General features: G+C 72.9%; 21 protein-coding genes. 5 read left to right on the top strand and 16 right to left on the bottom strand.

The features are described from left to right. Positions 1–3 precede the first annotated feature (3 nt). Complete coding sequence (locus ACQP2H_RS03200; RefSeq protein WP_219466361.1) at positions 4–567, top strand: NADPH-dependent FMN reductase; 564 nt, start codon at positions 4–6, stop codon at positions 565–567. 506 nt (positions 568–1,073) lie between these two features. Then, entirely contained in the window at positions 1,074–2,228 is a 1,155-nt protein-coding gene (locus ACQP2H_RS03195) for an MFS transporter (RefSeq protein WP_433233427.1), read from the top strand. A gap of 25 nt (positions 2,229–2,253) precedes the next feature. Here ACQP2H_RS03195 and ACQP2H_RS03190 read toward each other — a convergent pair whose 3' ends face one another. The 6 genes from ACQP2H_RS03190 to ACQP2H_RS03165 all read right to left on the bottom strand — a co-directional run bounded on the left by ACQP2H_RS03190 (position 2,254) and on the right by ACQP2H_RS03165 (position 7,413). After that, a complete protein-coding gene (locus ACQP2H_RS03190) occupies positions 2,254–2,676 on the bottom strand; it encodes a nuclear transport factor 2 family protein (protein WP_219466358.1) in 423 nt (140 codons plus the stop codon). Positions 2,677–2,779: 103 nt separating this feature from the next. Beyond that, the gene (locus ACQP2H_RS03185; RefSeq protein ID WP_308290996.1) at positions 2,780–4,174 is read right to left on the bottom strand and encodes a glycoside hydrolase family 6 protein; all 1,395 of its coding nucleotides are present in this window, start codon (positions 4,172–4,174) and stop codon (positions 2,780–2,782) included. Between the two features lie 200 nt (positions 4,175–4,374). Then, positions 4,375–4,767 carry a PPOX class F420-dependent oxidoreductase gene (locus ACQP2H_RS03180; RefSeq protein ID WP_219466354.1) on the bottom strand — a complete coding sequence of 131 codons (393 nt, stop codon included), beginning with the start codon at positions 4,765–4,767 and terminating at the stop codon, positions 4,375–4,377. 11 nt (positions 4,768–4,778) lie between these two features. Next, positions 4,779–5,411 (bottom strand): TetR/AcrR family transcriptional regulator, encoded by a 633-nt coding sequence (locus ACQP2H_RS03175; protein ID WP_308290995.1) that lies wholly within the window; start codon positions 5,409–5,411, stop codon positions 4,779–4,781. A gap of 240 nt (positions 5,412–5,651) precedes the next feature. Continuing rightward, positions 5,652–6,893, bottom strand: a complete 1,242-nt coding sequence (locus ACQP2H_RS03170; protein ID WP_219466347.1) for a hypothetical protein — start codon at positions 6,891–6,893, stop codon at positions 5,652–5,654. Further along, positions 6,880–7,413 (bottom strand): SigE family RNA polymerase sigma factor, encoded by a 534-nt coding sequence (locus ACQP2H_RS03165; RefSeq protein WP_208565688.1) that lies wholly within the window; start codon positions 7,411–7,413, stop codon positions 6,880–6,882. The genes ACQP2H_RS03170 and ACQP2H_RS03165 overlap by 14 nt, the downstream gene beginning before the upstream one ends. A 210-nt stretch (positions 7,414–7,623) precedes the next feature. Between ACQP2H_RS03165 and ACQP2H_RS03160 the strand changes: the two genes are divergently transcribed. Beyond that, positions 7,624–8,913, top strand: a complete 1,290-nt coding sequence (locus tag ACQP2H_RS03160; protein ID WP_219466339.1) for a sensor histidine kinase — start codon at positions 7,624–7,626, stop codon at positions 8,911–8,913. Further along, on the top strand, positions 8,901–9,566 hold the full coding sequence (locus tag ACQP2H_RS03155; RefSeq protein WP_433230956.1) for a response regulator transcription factor: 666 nt from the start codon (positions 8,901–8,903) through the stop codon (positions 9,564–9,566). Before ACQP2H_RS03160 ends, ACQP2H_RS03155 begins: the two co-directional genes overlap by 13 nt. Here the strand turns inward: ACQP2H_RS03155 and ACQP2H_RS03150 are convergent. Genes ACQP2H_RS03150 through ACQP2H_RS03130 form a run of 5 tightly spaced genes read right to left on the bottom strand, consistent with a single transcriptional unit; the run spans position 9,535 to position 14,896 of the window. Continuing rightward, the gene (locus tag ACQP2H_RS03150; RefSeq protein ID WP_433230953.1) at positions 9,535–10,314 is read right to left on the bottom strand and encodes an ABC transporter ATP-binding protein; all 780 of its coding nucleotides are present in this window, start codon (positions 10,312–10,314) and stop codon (positions 9,535–9,537) included. The two genes, ACQP2H_RS03155 and ACQP2H_RS03150, sit on opposite strands and share 32 nt — an antisense overlap. After that, positions 10,311–11,306, bottom strand: a complete 996-nt coding sequence (locus ACQP2H_RS03145) for an ABC transporter ATP-binding protein (RefSeq protein WP_433230950.1) — start codon at positions 11,304–11,306, stop codon at positions 10,311–10,313. Before ACQP2H_RS03145 ends, ACQP2H_RS03150 begins: the two co-directional genes overlap by 4 nt. Further along, on the bottom strand, positions 11,303–12,286 hold the full coding sequence (locus ACQP2H_RS03140; protein WP_433230947.1) for an ABC transporter permease: 984 nt from the start codon (positions 12,284–12,286) through the stop codon (positions 11,303–11,305). Before ACQP2H_RS03140 ends, ACQP2H_RS03145 begins: the two co-directional genes overlap by 4 nt. Further along, complete coding sequence (locus ACQP2H_RS03135; protein WP_308290994.1) at positions 12,279–13,304, bottom strand: ABC transporter permease; 1,026 nt, start codon at positions 13,302–13,304, stop codon at positions 12,279–12,281. Before ACQP2H_RS03135 ends, ACQP2H_RS03140 begins: the two co-directional genes overlap by 8 nt. Continuing rightward, positions 13,301–14,896 (bottom strand): ABC transporter substrate-binding protein, encoded by a 1,596-nt coding sequence (locus tag ACQP2H_RS03130; protein ID WP_433230944.1) that lies wholly within the window; start codon positions 14,894–14,896, stop codon positions 13,301–13,303. The genes ACQP2H_RS03135 and ACQP2H_RS03130 overlap by 4 nt, the downstream gene beginning before the upstream one ends. 544 nt (positions 14,897–15,440) lie before the next feature. Here ACQP2H_RS03130 and ACQP2H_RS03125 point away from each other — a divergent pair. After that, positions 15,441–17,726 (top strand): WD40/YVTN/BNR-like repeat-containing protein, encoded by a 2,286-nt coding sequence (locus tag ACQP2H_RS03125; RefSeq protein WP_219466322.1) that lies wholly within the window; start codon positions 15,441–15,443, stop codon positions 17,724–17,726. Between the two features lie 105 nt (positions 17,727–17,831). Here the strand turns inward: ACQP2H_RS03125 and ACQP2H_RS03120 are convergent, their stop codons facing one another. The 5 genes from ACQP2H_RS03120 to ACQP2H_RS03100 form a co-directional block, all read right to left on the bottom strand. Further along, positions 17,832–19,151 carry a cellulose binding domain-containing protein gene (locus tag ACQP2H_RS03120; RefSeq protein WP_433230941.1) on the bottom strand — a complete coding sequence of 440 codons (1,320 nt, stop codon included), beginning with the start codon at positions 19,149–19,151 and terminating at the stop codon, positions 17,832–17,834. A gap of 895 nt (positions 19,152–20,046) precedes the next feature. Then, positions 20,047–20,352, bottom strand: coding sequence for a MerR family transcriptional regulator (locus ACQP2H_RS03115; protein ID WP_219466319.1), 306 nt, complete (start codon positions 20,350–20,352; stop codon positions 20,047–20,049). Between the two features lie 657 nt (positions 20,353–21,009). Then, entirely contained in the window at positions 21,010–22,257 is a 1,248-nt protein-coding gene (locus ACQP2H_RS03110; protein WP_208565681.1) for an ABC transporter permease, read from the bottom strand. After that, positions 22,254–22,910, bottom strand: a complete 657-nt coding sequence (locus ACQP2H_RS03105; RefSeq protein WP_433233425.1) for an ABC transporter ATP-binding protein — start codon at positions 22,908–22,910, stop codon at positions 22,254–22,256. The genes ACQP2H_RS03110 and ACQP2H_RS03105 overlap by 4 nt, the downstream gene beginning before the upstream one ends. A 26-nt stretch (positions 22,911–22,936) precedes the next feature. Next, the gene (locus ACQP2H_RS03100) at positions 22,937–24,322 is read right to left on the bottom strand and encodes a hypothetical protein (RefSeq protein ID WP_433230937.1); all 1,386 of its coding nucleotides are present in this window, start codon (positions 24,320–24,322) and stop codon (positions 22,937–22,939) included. Positions 24,323–24,351: the final 29 nt, after the last annotated feature.

Genomic DNA, 24,351 nt, shown 5'->3' with positions numbered 1-24,351 from the left:
CCAATGCGTATCGGCATCATCATCGGCAGCACCCGCCCGGGACGGCGGGGCGAGGCGGTGGCGCAGTGGGTCCACAAGCTGGCCACGCAGCGCGGAGACGCCAGCTACGAGATCGTCGACCTGGCCGACCACGACCTGCCGCACCTCGACGAGGCGGTGCCGGCGGCGATGGGACCGGAGAACTACGTGGGCGACCACACCAGGCGCTGGGCGGAGACCATCTCGCGCTACGACGGGTACGTCTTCGTCACCCCGGAGTACAACCACTCCTACCCGGGCGTACTGAAGAACGCCATCGACTACCTCTACTCGGAGTGGCGCGACAAGTCGGCCGGCTTCGTCGGGTACGGCCTCCACGGCGGGATCCGGGCCGTCGAGCACCTGCGGCTGGTGCTGGCGGAGCTGCACGTCGCCGGTGTCCGTGACCAGGTCACCCTGAACTACTTCACCGAGTTCGGCCCGAACGGCGAGGTGCTGCCGGCCGAGCACCAGGAGCCCATCCTGCACCGGATGCTGGACCAGGTGGTGGCCTGGGGCGGCGCCCTGGCCACGCTGCGCCAGAAGTGACCGGCCGGTGGGGTGCCGTCGACGACGGCACCCCACCGTTGCGCTGCCGGTGACGCTCCGGGACGTCCACGGGGCGTCCGGCGGGAGCTACCGTCGCCACTTCTCGGCGGCCCGGCGCCGCTGGTCGGTCTGCCGTAGATCCGCTTTCCGTCCGTCGGCACCGGTGAGTTGCGGGTCGAGGTCAACCGACGGGTGGCGCTGGCCGACCTGCCCGCGCTGCACGCCCAGGCCGGCGCGGGTGAGTTGTCCGGCAAGACCGTCGTCCTCGCCCCTGCGGCCTGACCTGCTCCCGCCGCCCTCCCCGTCCGGTCCACAAGGGATGCGCTGACCGCCCACGCGAGGGTTGGGGCGTTCTCCGGCGGGGAATGAGACGGAGCCCAGTCCCGGAGGGAGGAGAGGCGATGGGATCGGCCATTGGGCCCGCCGCTCGGACCGGGGTGCCGGCGTCGCCGCCTTCGGGCCGCATCTTCGGTGCCAACTAGCTCGCCTTCGTCACCGGGACCGGGCTGTCCTCCGTAGGTAACGCCGCCTGGTACATCGCCCTGTCCTGGACCCTGGCCAGCACCGTCAGCCCGGACGTGGCAGGACTGCTGCTGGCGCTGGCCACGCTGCCCCGCCTGGCGGTGCTGCTGTACGGAGGGGCTGTCGCCGACCGGCACAGCCGCCGGAAGGTGATCATCGTCAGCGACGGTGTCTCCGCCGTCGTCATGGTCGGCGCGGCCGTCGCGCTGCTGGGCGGTGGCCCGTGGTGGGTGCTGTTACTGGCTGCGGGGGCGCTCTCGGTGACCGGAGCGTTCTTCGTCCCCGCCTCGGCCGCGCTGCGACCCCAACTCCTGGCCAGGGACGATCTCATCCGGGGCAACGCCCTCTACTCCCTGGCGTTACGCGGCGGGCAGGCGGCGGGTGGACCGGTCGGCGCCTATGCGCTCGCCCTGGGCGGGGGCCTGCTGGTCGCGCTGGTCAACGCCGTCTCCTACCTGTTTTCGATGGCTGCCGTCGCTGCCACCCGCCCTCTTCCCACGCCCCCGCTGAAGTCGGTGCCTGAGCAACCCTCCCGCGCCGGGGCTTCCGGTGTCCGCGCCGGTCTGGCCTACGCCTGGCGGCACACCCGGCTGCGGAGCCTGATGCTCGTGCTGTTCCTCAACGAGCTGAGCTGCGCGGGGGTGCTCAACGTCGGGCTGGCGTTGTTCGCCCGCGACCGCGGGCTCGACGAGGGCGGTGCGGGGCTGCTGCTCACCGGCTTCGCTGTCGGCTCGGCGATCGGTGCTCTCGCCCTGATCGTGGTGCCGGCCCGGCGGGCGGCCGGGCCGGTGTTCGGCGTGGCGCTGCTCGTCCAGGCCGCGCTGCTCGTCGCACTGTCCGCAGCGGACTCCACCGCCCTCGCGGTGGCGATCTTCATGGCGCTCGGCGCGCTACTCGGGGTGACCGCCAGCCTGGGCACGTCCCTGTTGCAGTCGTGGTGCGATCCGCAGTACCGGGGCCGGGTGCTGGCGGTGCTGGCGCTGGTGGCGTTCGCCTCGATCCCCCTCGGCAACCTGCTGATCGGCGTCCTGGCGGCGCGCTTCGGCATGGCCACGGCCCTGCTCGTGCACGCGGTGATCGCGGTGGGTGCCGTCACCGTGTTCCTGTCCCGCGCCGCGCTACGCCGCGCCGCCCTGTAGCAGTGGCCCGGGGTGCCCGACTGGGCTACCGACCGGCGGGGGCGTCGGATGGCGGCTCGGTGAAGTAGTCGCGGAGCACGGCGATCTGCCCGGCGCGGAGTCGGAATATCTGCACGAGCGACATCGTCGTCTGCTGCCCGTCCGTCCCGTCGAAGGCGACGTCGATCTCGGCGATGAACACGTCGGGGTCCGGAGTGTCGTGCAGGAGGTGGGCGGAGCGCGTCAGGTTCACCGTGCCCTCGGGGGTCGGAAGCTGGTGGTAGGCGTTGGTCCCGGCCCGGATCGCCGCCCGACCGACCAGTCGGCCGTGCAGCGGATGGCCGGCGGGAACCAGCGGTGCTTCGTAGACGCCGTCCTCGGTGAACAACGCGGCGATCGCATCCGGGTCCCGGGTGACCGCACCGGCGTAGACGTACCGTTGGAAGATTTCCTGGTGTGTGAGGTCCACCCTCCAGTTTAGCCTGCGGACGAGCCGGAGCGGGGGGACGCCGAACGACGACGGCCCGACGCGGAGAACCCTTCCGCGTCGGGCCGTCGTCGTTCGGGTGGGGTCAGCTGGCCGCGCAGGTGGCGGTCGCACCGGGGCCGGTGCCGTTGCCCTGGAAGCCGAAGTTGGTCGACTGCCCGGCACCGACCTGCCCGTTGTAGCTCACGTTGGTGAACCGGACGGTCCCGCTGGTGCCGCTGGACTGTGCGCTCCAGGTGCTGGTGACGCTGGCACCACCGGGCAGGTTGATGCTGACGTTCCAGCCGTTGAGGGCGGTGGCGCCGGCGGTGACCGTCACGCTCGCCGTGAAGCCGCCGTTCCACTGGTTGACCACCACCGACGCGGTGCAGCCGTTGCCCGCAGGCGGCGGGGTGGTGGGCGGCGGCGTGGTGGGCGGGGCCGTGGTGGGCGGCGGGGTCGTCGGCGGGGCCGTGGTGGGCGGCGGGGTGGTCGGCGGGGTCGTCACGGGCGGGTTGGGTGCGCCGTTGGCCAGGCTGAAGGCCAGGTCGGGCTGGAACGAGCCGGCGGTGTAGCGGCAACCGTCGGCCTCGCCCGGCGGCTTCACCCACAGGTACGCGTCGATGTTGTTGTCGCCGGTGTTGGTCGTCGGGTACTGCCCGATGCGGCGGTCGGTGTTGTCGTCGCCGCACCAGTCACCGCTGGCACCGCCGTTGCGGCTGGTGTCGATGACCTGACGCTTGCCCGACAGGCCCATGCCGTTGAGGGCGTTGATGACGTTCCGGCCGAAGTTCGCCTCGCTGGAGGTGGGGTTGTAGTTCGACACGTTGGTGAAGAAGCCGTCGGCGTACTGGACGCCGGCCGCGCGCAGACGGTTGGCCGTCTCGCTGGGGCTGTTCCAGGTGGAGTGGCCGCCGTCGAGGTAGACCTTGGCGTTGGGGTTGGCCGCCTTGAGGGTCCGGGTGGCCGTCGAGATCGCCTGGTTACGGGCGTTGATCTCGTTGCTGTTCAGGCAGGTCAGCAGGGCGAGCGAGTCGGTCTCCAGGATGATGATGACCGTCTGGTTGCCCAGCCCCCGGGCGAAGTTCGACACCCAGGTCTGGTACTGGTTGAGGTCGGGTGCCCCACCGGCGCTGGCCCCACCGCAGTCCCGGTTGGTGATCTCGTAGATGGAGAGCACCGGGATCTGCCGCGCGGAGTTGGCGGCGCCGACGAACGACGCGGCCTCGGACTGCGCGGTCGACGGGTTGAAGTTGGCGAACCACCGGGCCTGCGGCTGGCTGGCGATCTTGTCCCGGATGACGCCGACCCGCGAGTCGCCGGGGTTGGCGGAGACCCAGCGGACGACGGCCGTGGTCGGGTCACGGTAGAGCGGTCCGGATATCGTCCCGGCGGAGGCGGTGCCGCCGGCGAGGCAGACGCCGGCGGCGGTGACGCCCGCGACGGCCGCCACACTGAAGGCCGCCACCGATCTGCGGCGGAGCGAGGAGAGGGTAGCCACGACGTATTGCCTCCTGGTCACATAGATGTTTCTACATGGGAGCGTTCCCACGACGGTAGCCGAGGCACGCGCCGCTGCCAAGACGTACGGCCCGCTCATTGGGGCATCGACCAACTTCACGGTCCGGACGGGCCGGGCGGCAGCGTACCGCCGGTGTGGAGGCCCGGCGACGGGAACGGAAGGCGGCCCCGCTCACCGGGTCACGGCGTGTGCACCCGGTCGACCTTGACGGTGAGCACGACGCGCTGCTGCCCGCCACCGCCGAAACCGGGATAGGGACGGCCGAGGTATCTCCGGGACAACTCGTCGATGTGCTCGCGGGCACCGGCGGTGGCGATGTCCACCACGCTGCCGCGCAGCGCCCAGTACCGGGCCGGGGCGGCGGGGTCGGCGACGCCGAGGGCGACGCGCGGGTCGCGCCGGACGTTGCGGGTCTTCTGGTGGGTGTCCACGGTGTTGACGAGGACGTGTTCGCCGTCGGTGCCGACCCAGGTCTGGGAAATCTGCGGTGACCCGTCCGGCATGAGCGTGGTCACGAAACAGATCGCCGTGCCGCGGAGGACCGCGGTCAGGTCGTCGGGGAGAGCCGTCATGGGCTGCGCCTTCATCTCGGGGTGTGGTGGTAGAGCCGGGCGATGACCGACTCCTGCGGCGGGTCGTCGGACAGGTCGGCGCCGCGCAGGCCCGCCAGGGCGATCCGCAGCGCGCGCCGCCACAACTGCGGGGCGAAGGCGCGGGAGGCGTCCATGACGCTGCCCACCATCAGGTGTACGGCGGCGAAGTCGGCCGGGGTCGCGCCGGCCGGCAACTGCCCGGCCCGTACGGCCCGGTCGACGAGGCCCGCCACCAACGGGGTCATCCGCTCGTGCGCCCGCTGCACCTGGGCGGTGGCCTGGTCGCGCCCCCGGAGCAGCTCCCCCAGCCCCCGGCTCTGCGCCTCGATCTCCAGTTGCCGTTCGAGGAACCAGGTGAGCCCGGTGAGGGCGTCGTCGTGGCGCGCGGCCTCCTCGGCGAAGCTGACGACCCGGTCGATGTGCTCGCTGAACAGGGCGTCCAGCAGGTCCTGCCGCTGCGGGAAACGGCGGTAGACGGTGCCCATCCCGGTGCCGGCCGCCCGGGCGATGTCCTCGTACGACACCTCCAGGCCGTTGGTGGCCATCAGCGCGTACGCGGTGCGCAGCAGCAGTTGACGGTTGCGCTCGGCGTCGCGGCGCAGGGTGGGGGGCGGATCGCTCACCTGCCGGAGCCTAGCCAAATGGAATAAAAATTCCAAGTGGAAGAAGCATTCCACATCATGGTTGCGCCGAGGCCCGCCCCACCTCCCGGCGCCGGATCGGGGCGACATCGCCCACACACGGCGACAGCGCCCACACACGGCGACAGCGGCACCGCCGTCGTGCGCGGTACCGCTGTCGCCGGGGGGCAGGCGGCCCCGACCCCTGCCGCGTGCCGACCCGCCCTCGTCGGAGGGGTTCCGTTACGGCCGCAGAGCCTGCGCGGCCGGGGTCCAGGTCGACTCGTTGCTGACGTCGGCGACCCTGATCCCCTGGGCGATCTTCTTCAGCTCGGCCACCGGCAGCTTGTTGCCCAGCCCCATCCCGCTGACCTGGAGCACGACCGAGCCGTTGGCGTTCCAGATGTTGCAGAAGCCGCCGCCTGCGGCGTCGCCGCCCGGGACCGGCCGGTCCGAGCCGGGGTAGCACTTCGTCACGCCCGGCTCCGGGGACTGGTTCGAGCTGCTGCCCGGCGTGACGAAGATGTGGAAGCCGTCCTTGATGCCGTTCTCGGTCGCGTCGTACGGCGCGCTCAGGCCCGAGGTGGGCGCGGCCGGCCGGGTGTACGTCGCGCCACCGAAGTCACCGGCGCGGGCCGCGGCGATGCCGCTGAGGCCGGGCATGGCGTGCGTGCCGGACTGCAACGGGCGGTAGCCGGCCGGCACGTAGCCGACGGTGAACGGCACCGTGGCCGGCTTCGGCCGGCTGGGCTTCAGACCGCCGACCAGGCCGCCGAGGTCCTGGAAGCTGGGCGAGGCGACGGAACCGGAGATCGACGTCACCGCCGCCCAGGCGTCGGGCGCGTACTCCCAGGCGAGCAACTTGTTGCCCTCGTCGACCGGCTTGCTCGGGTCGAGGCCGACCGGCAGGGTCGCCTGCACGGCCTTGTGCCCGGCCACGGTGACCTTCCGGCCGTTCTTGATCCCGGCCGGGTCGAAGACGCCCGGCCGGTAGACGGTCAGGTACGCCCACAGGCTGGGCTTGCCCCCGGTGGCCCGCTTCTTCTGCTCGATCTCATCGCCGCGCGCCTCGATCTCGTCGGCCGTGACCGGCTTGTCGTTCGAGATGTGGCCGTCGGAGTAGACCGAGGCGATCTGGTAACCGACCGACGCGACGATCGGGTCCTGCACGTGCAGCGGGCCCGCGTCGTACCCCTTGAAGGTGAAGGTGAACGGCGGGGCGTCGGCCCAGCGGGCCTCGGCCGGGCCGGCGGCCGCCACACCCACCGGGGGCGGTGCGGCAGTGGTGCGCTGCCCGGCGCCCAGGGTCGGCAGGGTGAACGCACCGGCGACCGCGACCACGACGAGACCGGCCACCCCGGCCGACGCGAACCCGGCCCGGCGACGCCGCTGCGCCCGCCGCCCGGCCGCGACGATGTCGTCGGCGGTACGCGTCATCGGCGGCTCCTCCCCCGTCACGGCGTCCACCAGCTCATGCAACTGCATTGGTCCACTCCTCTGTCGGCTTCCCGGTGAGATTGATGCGTTCGGCGGCGAGTGACTCGCGCAGCTTCGCCAGACCACGGGAGACCTGACTCTTGGCCGTCCCCACCGTGCAGTCGAGGACGCCCGCCGTGTCCTCCAGGCTCAGACCCAGGTAGTGCCGCAGCACCACGGCGGCCCGCTGCCGGGCCGGCACCGCGTCGAGCGCCGCCCGCAGGCGCATCCGCTCGTCGGTCGCGTCGGCCGGGTCCCGCAGCGCGAGGTCCGGCATGGCGTCGCCGGCCGACCGCTCCCGCCGCCAGGGCCGCCGGGTCTCGTCGATCGCGGCGCGGTAGACCATCGTCTTGACGTACAGGTCCGGTCGGTCCAGCTTCCGCCACCGGGGGTAGAGCTTGACCAGGGCGTTGGCCACGGCATCCTCGGCCGCGTGCCAGTCGCCGCAGGTCATGTACGCCAGCTTGCGCAGCGACGCCATCTGCGACGTCACGAACTCGCGGAACGCTTGTTCGTCTTCGGCTTTCAAGTCGACTGCCTCCTCGTGACGGAGGTAGAACGGAGCCACCGGGCCGGGGAGTTGCACGTCCGGCGAAAGTAGTTGCCGAACCACTACGCGTAGCGAAGGCGGCCGCCCGCTACCCCGCAGGGCGGATCCCGGCGGGGTAGGGCCAGGCATACCGGAAACGCTACGGCCAGTGGGCTGGGTCGGCCGGTGTCGCCCTGACAGGGTTCGAGCATGACCTCGCCCGTACCTCTGCACCTGGCGACGGCGCTGCGCCGACGCGACTACCTGGTCTCCCCGTGGCCGTGGCGCGCGCTGGCGTACCTCGCCACCACCCTGCCGGTCGCCGGACCCCTGTCGATCGGCCTGCTCGTCGTCGGGGCACCCCTGCTGGCGGTGCTCAACGCGGCACGCCAGGACCGGACGGTGGAGCTGCCCATCATCGTGTTCCTCACCGTCGTCGCCCTGACGGTGCTGGCGTTGGCCCCGATCGTCAGCGTCGCGGTGGCCCCGGTCGAGCGGTGGCGGCTGCGTCTGGTCGACCCGCGCCCGCTGCACCGGCCCCGCTTCACCGATCTGGTCGCGCGCTACACCAGCGCCGGCGCCTGGCGGGAGGTCGGCTACACCTTCCTGCTCGGCGGCCTGGTGCCGCTGGCGTACTGGCTGCTGTTCCTGGTCGTGCTGCTCGACGGGACGCTGGTCGCCAGCCCTTGGCTGGTCGGCGACGCCGACTCGGTCACCGTGGTCTGGACCACGATCGACACCGCCCACCAGGCGATCCCGTACGCGGCCGTGGGCGTCGTGTGCGTCCCGGCGCTGGTGTACCTGGCCGGCCTGCTCGCCGCCGGCCAGGCGACGGTGGCCCGACGGCTGCTCGACGGGTCCGCCGAGACCACGGCGCTGCGGGAGGTCACCCGGTCCCGGGCCCGCCTGGTCGACGCGTACGAGGCCGAACGTCGCCGCATCGAACGGGACGTGCACGACGGCGCGCAGCCCCGCCTGACCAGCCTCACCCTCCAGCTCGGCCTGGCCCGGCTGGACGTGCCCGACGACTCCCCCGCGGCCCGGCCGTTGGCCGTCGCGCACGAGCAGGCCAAGGGGCTGATGGTCACCCTCCGGCAGATCGTGCAGGGCATCCGCCCGCAGCACCTCACCGAACTCGGCCTGGCCGGCGCAGTCCGGGAACTGGCCGGGGCGGCCACCATCCCGGTCGACGTCCACGCCGACCTCGGGCAGCCGCTGCCGGAGGTGGTCGAGACCACCGCCTACTTCGTGGTGTCCGAGTCCCTGGGCAACGTCGCCCGGCACGCCCGGGCCAGCCGGGCCGAGGTGCGGCTGACCCGGTCCGCCGGCAGTCTCGTGGTGGAGATCGGGGACGACGGGTGCGGCGACGCCGACCCGGCCCGGGGCAGCGGACTGACCGGGCTCGCCGACCGGGTCGCCGCCGTCGACGGCCGGCTGCTGCTGTCCAGCCCGCCCGGTGGTCCTACCCTGGTGCGGGTGGAGCTGCCGTGCCCCCGGTGACCCGGGTCGTGCTCGCCGAGGACGAGGTGCTCCTGCGGGAGGGTCTGGTCGGCCTGCTGAGCCGGTTCGACTTCATGGTGGTCGCCGCCGTCGGCTCCGCCCCGGAGCTGCTGGACGCGGTGGACGCGCACGAGCCGGATCTGGTGGTGACCGACATCCGGATGCCGCCGCAGCACCGCGACGACGGGCTACGGGCCGCCGTCACCGCCCGCACCCGGCACCCGCACCTCGCGGTGGTGGTGCTCAGCCAGCACGTGCAGGCCGAGTACGCCTCGGCGCTGCTCGACAGCGGTGACCGCCGCCGGGTCGGCTACCTGCTCAAGGACCGGGTCGCCGACGTCGCCGAGTTCGCCGCGACCCTGCGTCGGGTCACCGACGGCGGCACGGCCATCGACCCCGACGTGGTACGGCACCTGCTGCACCGCCCCCGCGACCCGCTCGCCGCCCTGTCGGCCCGGGAGCGGGAGGTGCTGGTGCTGCTGGCCGAGGGGCACTCCAACACGGCGATCGCGGCCCGGCTGCACGTCACCGAGGCCGCGATCGGCAAGCACGTCGGCAACATCCTGGCCAAGCTGGACCTGCCGCCCAGCGACGACACCAACCGTCGGGTACTCGCCGTCCTCACCTACCTGCGTACCGGCCCGGCCCGGTGACCACTGCGGGGTCGGGCGTCGCCGCCAGCGGGTCACCGACGGCCCCGGGCAGGTCCACCACCCGGGTCGCCCAGCGGGCCAGCAGGGCCGGGTCGTGGGTGATCAGCAGCACGCTGGCGGAGTGCCGGCGCTGGTAGTCGGTGACGACGGCGGCGACGTGGGCCTGGGTGGAGGCGTCGAGCATCGCGGTCGCCTCGTCGCAGAGCAGGTGGTCGGGCCGGTGCGCGAGGGCACGGGCCAGGCAGGCGCGTTGCAGCTGCCCGTCGCTGACCGCGTGCGGACGCCGGGTGAGCAGGTCGGGGGTGAGCCCGACCAGGTCGGCCAATTCGGCGGTACGGGCGGTCGTCGCCGCGGTCGGGGTGCCGGTCGCCCGCAGCGGTTCGGCGATCAGGTCGGCCAGGCTCAGCCGGGGGTCGCTGGCGGCGCGGGGGCTCTGGAACAGGATCGCCACGCGGGTCCGCACGGCGGCCGGCACCCGGTGACGGACGCCCCCGACGGGCCGCCCGTCCAGGGTCACCCGACCGCTGTCCGGGGCGTGCAGGAGGGCCAGCACGCGGGCCAGGGTGGACTTGCCGCTGCCGGAGGGCCCGCGCAACCCGACCGTCTCGCCGGGGGCGATGTGCAGATCGACGCGGTCGAGGACGCGCTGCCGACCGAAGTGGACGGTGATCTGGTGCGCGGCGAGTCCGGTGGGGGCCACGGCCGTGGTGTCGGGTGGGCCCGTCGGGTCGTCGACGGTGGTCGTCATGCCGGTGCCTTCGAGGTGAGCGGGTGGTGGCAGGCGAGCCGCCCCCCGCCGTCGGCGACGAGGCGGGGTGGGGTGTGGCAGGCGTCCGTGGCCCGGGGGCAGCGCGGGGCGAAGGCGCATCCGGCGGGCAGGTCGGTGAGCATCGGCGGGTTGCCGTGCACGGGGGTGAACGCCCGGTCGGGCAGGGCGTCGAGCAGCCCGGCGGTGTAGGGGTGGGCGGGCCGGTCGAACAGGTCCGGGGTGGGGCGGTGTTCGACGATGCGGCTGGCGTACATCACGGCGACGGTGTCGGCGACGCGGCGGGCGGCGGCGAGGTCGTGGGTGATCAGCAGCACGGCGGCCCCGGTGTCGCAGCGGCGGCGCAGCAGGTCCAGGGTGTGGTCGACCAGCGGGCGGTCGAGGCCGGTGGTGGGTTCGTCGGCGAGCAGCAGCGGCGGGTCGGGGGCCAGCGCCAGGGCGGTGGCCAGCCGCTGGGCCATCCCGCCGGACAGTTCGTGGGGGTAGCGGTCGAGGTCGGTCGGGTGCAGGCCGACGTCGGCGGCGATCCGTTCGGCGGCCCCGGCGGCAGCCCGGCGGGGGTGGCCGTGGGCGCGCAGGGTCTCCGCCAGCAGTCGCCGGCCGGTGCGCACGGGGGTGAGGGCGGTGGCCGGGCTCTGCGGGACGAGACCGACGGCCCGACCCCGGACCTGCCGGGCGAGGTGGCGCTCCCCCACCGCGATCAGGTCGACCGGGTCACCCGCCGTCGGGTGCAGGCGGGCCCGCCCGGTGACGGTGGCGTTGCGGGGCAGCAGGCCGAGCAGGGCGTGCGCGAGGACGGACTTGCCGCAGCCCGACTCGCCGACCACGGCCAGCAGCTCGCCGGGGTGCAGGTCGAGACTCAGGTCGCTGACGGCGTGCACGACGGTGTCGCGGAGCCGGAAGCGGACGGTGAGCCCGTCGACCGCCAGCAGGGCGCGTCGGTGGCCGGTGCCGGCGGGGGCGGTCGTGGTCACAGCTGCAACTCCGCTCGTACCCGGGGGTCGAGGCGGTCCCGCCAGCGGCCGGTGAGCGCGGCGAGGGCGAGGGTGACGGTGACCAGGGCGAGACCGGGGACGATGCTGGCCCACCAGGCACCGGTGAGCAGGGACCGCTGACCGTCGTTGATCATGTTGCCGATGGAGGCGAGGTGCGGGGGCAGGCCCAGGCCGAGGAAGGACAGTGCTGTCTCGTGCCAGACGGCATGCGGGACCATCAGCGTGGTGGCCAACGCGAGGCGCGGGAGCACGTGCGGCAGCAGGTGCCGGGTGAGCACCCGGGCCCGGCTCGCCCCGCCGGAGACCGCCGCGTCGATGAACGGGCGGCTGCGCAGGCTGAGCAGTTCGGAGCGGACGATGCGGGCGGTGGACAGCCAGTGCGTCAACGCGATGGAGGCGACGACCGCGCCGAGGCTGGGGCGCAGCATCGCCACGATGAAGATGCCCAGCAGCAGGTGCGGCAGCGCGGCGATGGTGTCCACGACGCGCATCAGGGCCCGGTCGACCCGCCCGCCGACGGTGCCGGCGACCGCGCCGACGAGGCCGCCGATGACGGTGGCGACCAGGGCGGCGACCGCGCCGACGAGCAGCGAGACGCGTAGCCCGTAGAGGCTGCGCAACGCCACGTCACGGCCGAGGTCGTCGGTGCCGGCCAGGTGGTCGGGCGAGGGTGCGAGCCGGGTCCGGGCGAGGTCGACCGCGCTCTGGTCGAGCGGCCAGAGCAGAGGCGCGAGCAGGCAGGCGACGACCGCGGCGGTGAGCACACCGGCGGCCAGCACCACGCCGGGACGACCGCCCCGCAGCAGGGTCGACAGCCGACGCGACGGCCGTCGCCGGGCGGGCCTGGTGGCCGGTGCCGGGGCGGGCGGGGCGGCCGAGGGCGGGGCGGCCGAGGGCGGGCCGGCCGAGGGCGGGGCGGGCGTGGTGGCCGGTGCCGGGGCGGGGGCGGGGTCAGTCATCGAGGCGTACCCGGGGGTCGGCGGCGGCGTAGCCGAGGTCGGTGGCCAGGTTCGCGGTCAGCACCACGACGGTGGTGGCCAGGGTGGTGGCGGCCAGCAGCGGGAAGTCCGCGCCCAGCGCGGCCTGCACGGTGACCGCGCCGAGGCCGGGCAGTGAGAACACGGTCTCCACCAGCACCGCGCCGCCGACGAGTTCGGGCAGGTGGGTGCCGACCAGGGTGAGGAAGGGCAGCAGCGCGGTCCGCAGCGCGTGGCCGAACAGGACGGTACGCCCGGGCAGCCCCCGGGCGCGGGCGGCCAGCACGTGGTCGTCGCGCAGGCTCTCGGCGACGGCGTCCCGGACGAACAGCACGAACCACGGGGCCTGGGAGATCGCCAGCACCGTCACCGGCAGCACCAGGTGCCGGGCCACGTCGGCCGGGTCGGTGCCGGTGGCGGTGAGGTCGGTGAGCCCACCGGCGGGCAGCCAGCCGAGGGTGAGGGCGAACAGGGCGATCGCGGCCAACCCGATCCAGAACACCGGCATCGACTGCACGGCGTACGCGACGGACCGCAGGGCCCGGTCGAACCAGCCACCGCGCCGGTACGCGGCGAGGGTGCCGAGCAGCACGCTGGCCACCAGGACGAGGGCGAGGGCGACACCGACGAGCAGCAGGGTCCAGCCGGCGCGGGCGGCCAGCACGGAGGTGACGGGTTCGTGCCGGCTGGTGGACCAGCCGAGGTCACCGCGTAGCAGGTTGCCCACCCAGCGGGCGTACTGCACCGGCAGCGGATCGTCGACACCCCAGTTGGCGCGCAACTGCGCGAGGTTCTCCTCGGTGGTGGTGAAGGCCGCCGCGCCCGCGTACTGCTGGGCGGGGTCGATCGGGGAGGCCGCGCCGAGGGCGAACATGCCCATGCTGGTCGCGGCGAGCACCGGTACGGCCACCAGCAGCCGGCGGCGGATCACCACCCCGGCCCCGGCCAGCCGCCGACGTCGCACCCGTGGCGGGCCGGTGGGTGGGGCCTTCGTCGTCACGGTGTCTTCGTCCAGGTGTGCACGTTCCACCAGATGCTGTTGGCGACGTCGTGCTCGTGCGGCTCGACCCGGGGCGTCACCCCCGCCACGGTGTCCCGCACCACGTAGGTGTGTTGCAGGTAGGTGAGGAACACCCACGGCACGTCGGCGGCGAGCTGCCGCTGGAAGGTGGCGTACGCGGCCCGGCGGGCGGCCGGGTCGGCGCTGTCCCGGCCGGCCTGTAGCGCGGCGTCGACGGTGGCGGACCGGTAGGAGCCGGGGTTGAAGAAGCCCTGCCCGGCGAAGGCCGACCCGAACAGCTTGAACGAGACGAAATCCGGGTCGTACGGCGTGCCGTACCCCATGATCAGCGCGTCGGTCTTCATCCGGGGGGTGATCGCGTCCCAGGTGAGGCCCTGCGGGCTGACGGCGATGCCGATCTTCCTGGCGTCGGCGGTGACCGCGAGGGCGAGTTCCTTGCGCAGGCTGTCGGTGGCCGGGTACATCAGGGTGAACGCGGCCTTCCGGCCGGCCCTGGCCCGGATGCCGTCCGCGCCGGGCGTCCAGCCGGCGGCGTCCAGGATCGCGGTGGCGGCGGCCGGGTCGGCGGCGGGCCGGCCGGCGACCGACGCCTCGACGAACTCCGACGAGGGCGGCACCGGCCCGAACGCCGGTTCCCCCGCCCCGCCGAGCACCCCGGTCACCATGGCCTGCCGGTCGACCGCCGCGTTCAGCGCCCGACGGACCGCCAGGTCGCCCAGGACCGGGTTGCCCGTCGGAAGCATCACCCCCCGGTAGTCGGCGGTGGGGACCCGATGCACCCGGTGGCCGCCCAGCCCGTCGAACCCGACCGCGAGCTTCGGCGGCAGCTCGGCCGCGTCGAACTCCCCGGCCCGCATCCGTTGCGCGCGCACGTTGTCGTCGGCGACGAACGCCACCACCACGCCCGGGTTCGCCGGCTTGCCGCCCCAGTACCGGTCGTTGGCCGCCAGCACCAGCCGGTCCCCCGGCGTCCACGACGTCATCCGGTACGGGCCGGTGCCGATCGGCCTGCGGTTGAACTCCGCCTTGTTGACGTCCTGCCCCGCGAACGCCTTCGCCGGGACGACACCCAGCGCCAACCGTTGCAGGAACGGCGCGTACGCGTGTTTCAGGGTGAAGACCACGGTGGACGGGTCGGGAGCGGCGACGGAGGCGAGCATGTCCAGGTCCGAACGCAGCGTCGAGTCGACCTTGGGGTCCAGCACCGCCTGGTAGGTGAAGACCACGTCCTGGGCGGTGAGCGGGCTGCCGTCGTGGAAGAGCACCCCCTCGCGCAGGGTCGCCGTGACGGTCCGGCCGTCCGCCGACACCTGCGGCAACTCCCGCGCCAGGGCCGGCACGAGCTGGTTGCGGGCGTCCCGGGCGACCAGTCCGTCGAAGATCAGCGACGCGCCGTCGGGGCCGTAGTTGAGCACCGGGTTGAGGGTGTCCGGCTCGCCCGCGGTGGCCACCACCACGGTGCCGCCACCGCTCGTCCCGCCGGCCGACGGGACCGGGGACGAACAGCCGACGGCGGCGAGCAGCGCGACGCCGACCACCGCCGACACGCGTACGGACCGGGGCTTGACCATGACGTACTCCTGGGATTGTCCGGTGCGGGGCCGGCGGCTCGGGCGGTGCCGTGGGAGCGCCTGTCGGCTGCGGGCCGGTCGGCGGATCAGCGGGGCGGACAGCGAGGCGGGGCCCAGCGACAGCTCCCCGGATGCGGCGGTCGCTGGCGGGCGGGCACCCCGACGAGGTGCGGATCATCGCGCCGGGGTTGCCCACCACTGTTGCCACTATTCCGCAGTTGCACTGTATTGGCAATAAGAGCGGCACCGGCCAGGCCCGCCTGGTCGACGCCCCGCTCGCCCCGATCCGGATCGGGGCCTGGGCCCGGGCCCGGACGACACAGTCTTGACGAGGCTCATCTGATCGCCCAGAGTCGATGGAATAGGTGTCCACGGCCAGGGCTCACCGGGCGAGCCGCACTGGCCGGGACACAGCTCGGCCGAATTCGAGGGCATGGCGAGCCGTCGACGGCGATCGAGGGGAGGACCACCAACGACGACAAGATGAACGGAGAAGCGGCACATGTCAGGAATAAGCACACATTGGCGACGCGGGATCGGCAGGATGACCAGCATCCTGCTGGCGGCGGCGCTCGGCGCCGTTGCGCCGGGGGTGGCCCCGACGGCTGCGGGAGCACACCCGCCGGCCTCGACGCGCTACTCCTTCGAGAACGTGAAGATCGGCGGTACGGGTTTCGTCAGTGGGATCGTGTTCAGCCAGGCCCGGAAGAACCTGGCCTACGCGCGTACCGACGTGGGCGGCATGTACCGGTGGAACGGGGCGACCGGCACGTGGAAGCCGCTGCTGGACTGGGTGGACTGGGACCACTGGGGTTACATGGGGGTGGCGAGTGTCGCCGCCAGCCCGTCCGACGCCGACCGGGTCTGGGCGGCGGTCGGGATGTACACCAACGGCGTGGACCCGCACCACGGCGCGATCCTGCGCTCCCGGGACCGGGGTGACTCGTGGCAGGCCACCGAGCTGCCGTTCACCCTGGGTGGCAACATGAGCGGTCGCGGCATGGGCGAGCGGTTGGCCGTGGACCCGGCCAACGACAGGGTGCTCTACCTGGGTGCGCCGAGCGGCAACGGCCTCTGGCGCAGCACCGACGGCGGTGCCCGCTGGTCGCGGGTGACCAGCTTCCCCCACACCGGGGACAACCCGCAGACGACCGGCACCGCCGAGGACCCCGGGCTGGTCTGGGTGGCGTTCGACCGGAACACCGAACGGCACGGAACCACGACGAAGACCATCTACGTCGGGGTCGCCGACCCGGACGACCCGGTCTACCGCAGCACCGACGGCGGTGCGACCTGGAGCCCGCTGGCCGGGGCACCGACCGGCTACTTCCCGCACCGGGGCGTGGTCGACCCGGTCAACCACCTGCTCTACGTCACCACCGCCGACAACATCGGCCCGTTCGGCGGCGGCAAGGGCGACGTGTGGAGGTACGCGGCCACCCCGGGCACCTGGACGCAGATCAGTCCGGTCCCGTCGAGCAGCGGCGACAACTACTTCGGCTACTCCGGCCTGACCGTCGACCGCAGCGACCCGGACACGATCATGGTCGGTTCCCAGGTCTCCTGGTGGCCGGACGGCATCATCTGGCGCAGCACCGACGGCGGCGGCACCTGGTCGCGGATCTGGGACTGGGACGCCTGGCCGAACCGCAAGCTGCGTTACACCATCGACAGCAGCCCGAACCCGTGGATGACGATGGGCAGGCAGGACGACCCACCGCTCTACGCCCCCAACATCGGCCAGGTGATCTCCGCGCTGGAGATCGACCCGTTCGACTCCGACCGCCTGCTGTTCAACGGCGGCCCCGGCATCGCCGGCACCACGGACCTGACCGCCTGGGACTCCGGTGACACCTTCACCATCACCCCGATGGTGGACGGCCTGGAGGAGGGGGCGGTGCAGGGCCTGGTCAAGCCGCCCGGTGGCCCGCTGGTCAGCGCGATGGGCGACGTGGGTGGCTTCCGCCACGACGACCTCGACGCCGCCCCAAAGACGATCTTCACCAACCCGATCTTCTCCACCACCCGCAGCGTCGACTTCGCCGAGCGCAACCCCCGGGTGATCGTGCGGGCCGGTGACTTCAACGACGCCGACCGCCCCGGCGACAGTCACGCGGCGTTCTCCACCGACGGCGGTGCGACCTGGTTCCAGGGCACCGAGCCGAACGGCGTCAACTCCGGCGGCAGCATCGCCGCCTCGGCCGACGGCAGCCGGTTCGTCTGGGCCCCGGGCGACTCGGGCCAACCGGTCGTCCACTCGGTCGGGTTCGGCACCTCGTGGACACCGTCCGTGGGAGTTCCGGCCAACGCCATGGTCATCGCCGACCGGGTGAACCCGCTGAAGTTCTACGCCTACTCCAACGGCACGGTGCACGTCAGCACCGACGGCGGGGCCAGCTTCACCGCCTCGGCGGCCACCGGCCTCCCCACGACCAACTGGGGGGTACGCCTCAAGGCGGTACCCGGACACGAGGGTGAGATCTGGGTCGCCGGTGGCGCGTCCTGGACCTCGTACGGGCTGTGGCGGTCGACCGACTCCGGTGCCTCGTTCCTGCGGGTGTCGACAGTGGACACCGCCGACAACGTGGGCTTCGGCAAGGCGGCACCGGGGCGGTCCTACCCGGCGCTCTACGTCGCCGCCAAGGTACGCGGCCAGCAGGGCGTCTTCCGCTCCGACGACGCCGGCCGCAGCTGGGTGCGGATCAATGACGACCGGCATCAGTACGGCGGTCTCCCCGAGTCACTCACCGGCGATCCTGACGTCTACGGTCGGGTCTACCTGAGCGGCTACGGGCGGGGCATCGTCTACGGCGACCCGGCACGTCGGTGAGACCTGCCGGGGCCCGGCATGTTCCGGGGCCCGGCAGGTTCCGGTGGGTTTGACGGCACGAGGGCCCGGAGCCGGTCGGCTCCGGGCCCTCGGTGCTGCCTGCGGTCAGGAGATGGCGCAGGTGATGTTGCCGGGCGGCGGGGTGCCGTTGCCGGTGGCGGTGAAGCCGAAGGTGGTCGAGCCGTTGGGCGCGAGCGCACCGTTGTAGGCGGCGTTGCGGACGGTGACGTTGCCGGTGGTGCCGGTGTTGACGCCGTTCCAGACGCTGCTGATCGCCTGGCCACTGCCCAGGCTCAGGCCCACGGCCCAGCCGGTGATCGCGCCGGAGCTGGTGTTGGCCACGGTGACCTCACCCTGGAAACCGCCGGGCCAGTTGTTGATCGCCTTGTAGGTGGCGGTGCAGCCGCCGGGCCCGCTGGTGGGCGGCGGGGTGGTGGGCGGAGGCGTGGTCGGCGGGGCGGTGGTGGGCGGCGGGGTCGTCGGCGGAGCGGTGGTCGGCGGGGGCGTGGTCGGCGGCGTGGTGGACTGGAACTGGCTGAAGAAGCGCCAGATCTCGCCCGAGGTCCAGGTCCGCGAGTCGTTGGGGCTGCCCGAGCCGTCGACCGGGCTGGGGGTGTGGTCCCCGTCGAACGCGGCCCACTGCACCGGGAAGCCGGAGCGGCAGCCCGAGTAGACGGTGGTGATGTGGGTGAAGGTGTTGAGGCCCGGCTCGCGGGGGCTCTGCGCGGTGCAGCCGTTGTTCCGGACGAACGTGTCCCGCAGCGACCGGCCCATCGAGATGTTCAGCACGCTGTCGTGGGTGCCGTGGATGCCGAAGTACGGCACCGGCTGGGTGCCACCGTTGCAGCCGCTCAGCTGGGCGCCGGAGAGCACGGCGACCGCGCGGACGACGGTGGGCCGGGCGCAGGCCACCGCGTAGCTCATCGCCCCGCCGTAGCTCCAGCCCAGCACGAACCGCTGGGTGGTGTCGACGCACAGGTCGTTCTCGACCTGCCGGGTGATGTCGTCGAAGAGGGTCAGGTCCCGACCGTTGGTGTTGGCCCACCCTGCGTCGATGCCCTGCGGGGCGACGAAGATGGTGCTGTTGTTCGACAGCGGCAGCAGGCCGTAGTAGCCGGCGGAGGACACGTTCTGCGCCGAACCGTTCAACCAGTGGAAGCCGACGACCAGCCGGTACTGGCGGTTGCGGTCGTACCCGTCCGGGATCCGCAGGATGTAGCTGCGGTTCTGGCCACTGCTGGTGATGGTACGCGTGCCGTTGCTCAGCGTGGGCGCCTTGCCGCAACCCGCGGTCGCCGCGAGGGTGCCGTTCGTCGCGGCCTCCGCCGTGGCGGACAGCCCGCCGTTGAGCGCGCCGCCGACGGTCGCCGCGAGGAGAACGGCCGCGGCGGCGATGGTCGGAAGTAGATGTCTGTGTCTCACCATTGCTTGGCTCCTTGCCATGGGTCTTTTGTCCCGGTGGTGGTACGCGACGTCGAACGGGCGGGCGTCGGCCGGCCCGACGGGGACAGCACGATGCGCACGGAGGACGACTCGGACCCGTCGGTTCGCCATCGGCGAGTCGACTCGGGTGGGCGGACGCGCCCGTTCGGCGCGGGCGGCACGACGGCTCGGTGGGGCGGCCCGGACTGTTCACCGACCGGCAGGGGGCGCGGGAGGGGTGCCCTCGCGCACCGCCGCCGAGTGACGGGGATGACTGGGAACGTGCCCTTCGCTCCCGGCCGAAAGATAGCAGGTTATCGATAACATGCTCAACCGGTCACGCCCCGGGGCGGTCGGCGCGGATCCGCCGACACACCACGACCGGGCCCACCGCCGGCGGACGCCCGACCCGCCGCAGCCGGGGTCCGGCGCGCGGCGGCAGGTCGGACCCGGCCCGCACGACCGCGCCATTTCCCCTGGCCAGGAACCCCTTCCGCAGGTCGGGGCGACGCTCCGGAACGGGTCGGGGACGACGCGCGCGGCGTCGACCGCTGTAGCCCCGCACGGGGTTCACCGAGCCCGACGGCACCGGGAACCGACAGCTCTCCTCGAAACTATCGGTGGCGAAATTCGTAACTTTCCGGAATCTGGACCCGTCGACGACTGTGACCGCTAACACCGGAGGCGCTCAGGGCGGTCGACCGGGGGACACCGTCGATGGCCACCACCATGCTCCGATCTCACCCCCACCCGAGGGCTGCTGAATCGTCATGGGCGACACCGGGCGTCGCCCGCGGTGGCCGGTGTCGCGACCCACGGTCAGGATCGGGCGAACGACCCGTGGCGGGCCCGACACCGGCCGGGCCCGCCGCGCCCACCCGGGGCAGCGGGTCGCCGGTCAACTCGGCCGCTGGTCCTGCTGGTTGCGCCGGAGGGCTTCTTCGAGTTGGTCTTCGAGAATGATGATCCGACAAGCGGCTTCCAGGGCTGTGCCCTGGTCGACCATCTCCCGCGCCCGCGCGGCAAGGCGCAGCTGGTAACGGGAGTAGCGGCGGTGACCGCCGGCCGACCGGACCGGGGTGATCAGCTTCGCCTCGTCAAGGCGACGCAAAAAGTCCTGGGTGGCACCGGTCATCTCGGCGGCGCGGCCCATCGTGTAGGCGGGAAAGTCCTCGTCATCGAACATGTCGTCGGGTTGGGCCATACACACACCTCTCCGTGACGAGGGCCCCGGCGCTTTCGCGCCGGGGCCCGGGGTTTACGGGTCTGAAACACCATCTACCGACAGGTTCGTCGGTTTGTCGTATCCGCACCCGCCGCCATCGGCGGACCAGGGCGCGAGGATCGCATAAGCGTGACCGGAGACCACCTCTCGTTCGATGGAAACTGCGGTGTCCGGCTCCAGAATCGACACGTGCGTCCTGGAGGCGGGCGATCCAACGGTGTTCGGGGCCCTCCCTTTCCTCTGCTTTCACTTCCTGACGTTCGTCGTGCTGTCCATCGGTGTCGGAGCCCCACGCGACTTCATGGCCCCGTCCACGTGCAACGGACTGTCCCACCAGGCGAGCCCCGAACCAGCACTGGCCCACCTGTCCGCCCTGACCTGGAATTACATCAGGGTCTTGTCGTTCACCATCACGCTCTTGCTCTGCTTGCTGCGGTGATCAGAACTCACCGCCGTGCCGGCCGGGCCACGAGACATGTCCGGGGCCCCGCTCGGTCACTTCGTCGGCGTTTTCGCCGATCTCTGCTGTCAACGACAGGAACACTAACCACTGCCGGCAAGAATATCTAGCGTTTCGCACATAGTTTTTCTCCGTGAGCGCGTGGACACCTGACGTAACGCAACGGGCCGCCGTGGTCAGACGCTGGCCAACGCCTCGGTCGGCGACAGGGCGGCGGCGCGCATCGACGGGTAGACGCCGGCCACCACGCCCACCACCACCGCACCCCCCAGCCCGGCCAGCGTCGACGACAGCGGGATCACCACCGGCCAGTGGTGGTACGTGGCGTAACCGACGGTGACGGCCACGCCGAGCACCGTCCCGGCCACCCCGCCCAACGCCGCCAGGGCCACCGACTCGGTGAGGAACTGGCCCCGGATCTGGCCCCGGTTGGCCCCCAGCGCCCGCCGCAGGCCGATCTCGGCCCGCCGTTCCAGCACCGAGATGACCATGGTGTTGGCCACCCCGATCCCACCGACCAGCAACGCCACCGCAGCGAGGGCGAGAAACAGCGACGAGAAGGCGCTCTCCGTGGCGCGCTTCGCGGCCAGGGCGTCCGACGGTCGGCTGACCAGCACGTCGGCCGGGCTCTGCGGGCTGACCGTCTCGGGCAGCACCGCCCGGACCTGCTCCACCGCCGGCTCCAGCGACCGGACGTAGAGCACGGTGGGGTGCCCGTCGAAGCCGAGTTCGGACTGCGCGGCCGGCCAGCCGACCAGCACGGACCGGTCGATCTCCGGCAGCAGCGGGACGGCGGCCAGGATGCCGACGACGGTGAACCACCGGTCGCCGATCATCACCTGCTGACCGGGGCCACCCCCGGTGCCCACGTCGACCACCCCCAGCCGGGCCGCCGCGACCGACCCGAGCACCACGGTGGGAAACCGTGCGGTCGCCGGGGTGAGCCAACTGCCGTGCTGGACGCGGGCGTTGATGATCGGGAGCAGGTCGAGCTGACTGGCCAGCACCGTCAGGCCGGAGCCGTCATCGGGGTCGGCGCGGTCGGACCGGCGTACCAGGGTGTGGGTGTTGGCCACCGCGCTGACGCTGGTCACCGGGCCGACCCGACGTACCATGCCGGTCGATTCCTGCGGCAGCAGCGCCGGTGGGTCCTGGTCGGGCAGGGCCCGTACCTCCAGCATGTTGGTGCCGAGCGCGGCCAGTTCCCGCATGAGCTGGGCCTGGCTGGAGGCGGGGATGCCGGTGACCACGATCATCGTGGCGATCCCGATGGCGATGCCGAGCGCGGACAGCGCGGCCCGGGTTCGCCGGGTACGGATGCCGAGCAGACCCAGTCCGAGCAGGTCGGTCAGGGCCAGTCGGACCGGCCGGGCGGCGTCACGTGCGGTACCCGGATGCGACGCCTGCGGGGTGTCCGTGCTCATCGGGGCGTCACCACCCGGCCGGAGTCGGCGACCAGGTGACCGTCGCGCAGCTCCACCCGACGGGGCAGTCGGGCGGCGATGTCCCGGTCGTGGGTGATCACGGCGATGGTGGTGCCCTCGGCGTGCAGCCGGTACAGCAGCTCCAGGACGGCCTGGCCGGTGCGGGTGTCCAGCGCGCCGGTGGGTTCGTCGGCGAGCAGCAGAGCGGGCTGGTGGACCAGCGCCCGGGCGATCGCCACCCGCTGCCGCTCACCACCGGAGAGCTGGTGCGGCAGGTGCGTGACGCGGTGCGTCAGGCCGACCCGGTCGAGCGCCGCGAGGGCCAACGACCGGCGGTGCCGGCGCGGCACCCCGGCGTAGAGCAGCCCGGTGGCGACGTTCTCGGCCGCGCTCAGCCCGGCGGTGAGGTGGAACTGTTGGAAGACGAAGCCCAGCCAGCGCCCCCGCAACGCGGACAGTTGCCGGTCGGAGAGCCCGCCGACGTCGAGCCCACCCAGGTGCACCGTGCCGGACGTCGGCCGGTCCAGGGTGCCCATGATGTGCAGCAGGGTCGACTTGCCGGAGCCGGACGGGCCGACGATGGCCAGCATCTCGCCCCCGGTGATGTCGAGCGAGACACCGGCGAGGGCGGTGACCCCGCCGGGATAGCGCATGGCGGCATCGCGTACGGCCAGCACGGTCACGAGGTCGTCACCACCTTGAGGTCCTCGGTGATCCCGTCGCCGGAGACCTCGACCATCCCCTTGGCGAACATGCCGGTGGCGACGGCCACGAACCGGTCGTCGTCGGCCCGTTGCAGCGCGTAGCCGCCCTCGCTGAGCGCCACCAGCGCGCCGACCGGCACGGCGAGCACGTCCGGTCGGGTCTCGCCGGCCAGGTCGACCCGCACGTCGGCGGCGTCGGTCCCGGTCAGGTCCTCGTCGACGGTCACCGTGACGGCCCGCTTGGGCTCACTGGTCGGGCCCGCAGCGTCGTCCTGCGCGACGGTGGTGCCGACCGCCGACACGGTGCCGTCGACCGTCTTGTCGCCCGGCAGGGTGACCGTCACCCGGTCGCCCCGGTGGACCGTCCCGGCCTCGGTCACCGTGGCCTGGACGGTGATCACCTTCGCGGTGGGCGTGACGGTCAACAGCGGGGTCTCGGCGTCGTCCCCGCGTAGGGCGGTGACGGCGTCGACCCGGACCGCGCCGGGCAGCACGACGACGTCGCCGACGGCGATCCGGCCGGTCACCGGCAGTTCGACGTCCTGCTGCCAGCGCTTGATCGCCCGCATCAGCGAGCCGGTCAGCACCCCTTCACCCTTGCGGACGACGACCCGGGCGGGGGTGGCGGCGGTGCCGCCCGCCGCCGGTGTGGGTGCCGCCGCGCCCTGCCCAGCAGCCTCCTGCCCGGACGCGGGCTGACCAGAGGCCGCCTGCGCCGACGCCGGCTGCCCCGGCTCCGACCCCGCGCGCTGCTGCCCCGTGGCGGTCTCCCCGGGCCCGGACGCCGACTTCTGGCCGGACGTCGACTTCTGCTGCCCGGACGTCGACTTCTGGCCGGACGCCGGTGTGGCGGGGCCCGCCTTCGCCGGCCGGACGACCTTCTCCCCCGGTACGGGCTGGTAGCCGATCTCGTAACCCAGCGCCTTGAGGTTGGTGGCGATGATCCGCACGTCACGGCCCACCGTGCCGGGTTCGGCGAGATCGCGGTAGAGCGGCAGGCCACCGTAGAACAACGGCACCGGCTGGTCGTCGATCCGGTAGAGCTGTTTGCCCCGGGTGACCGTCGCACCGGCCGCCGGCAGCCAGGTGACCGTCCCGCTCCGACCGCCCTTCACCGGTTCCGCCCGCCCGTACCCGAGGGTGCCGGTCAGCGACACGGTGGTGGCGAGGTCGGTCCGGACGACGGTGGTGGTCTGCACCGGGACCAGCGGGTCCCCGGCGGGCGTACCCGGACCACGGTGGACGGACCAGGCGACGCCGCCGCCGACGACCGCCACCGCCAGGATCAGTATCGCCGGGACGACGAGGCGTCGACCGGTGCGGCGCGGTGGGCTCTGCGCTGGTGACTGTTCTGTTGGCACACCGCCGAGCATGGCGACGGTTCTTCAGA

This window comes from Micromonospora sp. CA-248260, assembly GCF_050942205.1.
GTDB lineage: Bacteria > Actinomycetota > Actinomycetes > Mycobacteriales > Micromonosporaceae > Micromonospora > Micromonospora antibiotica.
The sequence above is the reverse complement of the archived record's forward strand: the minus strand, read 5'-3'. Positions and strand labels throughout refer to the sequence as shown.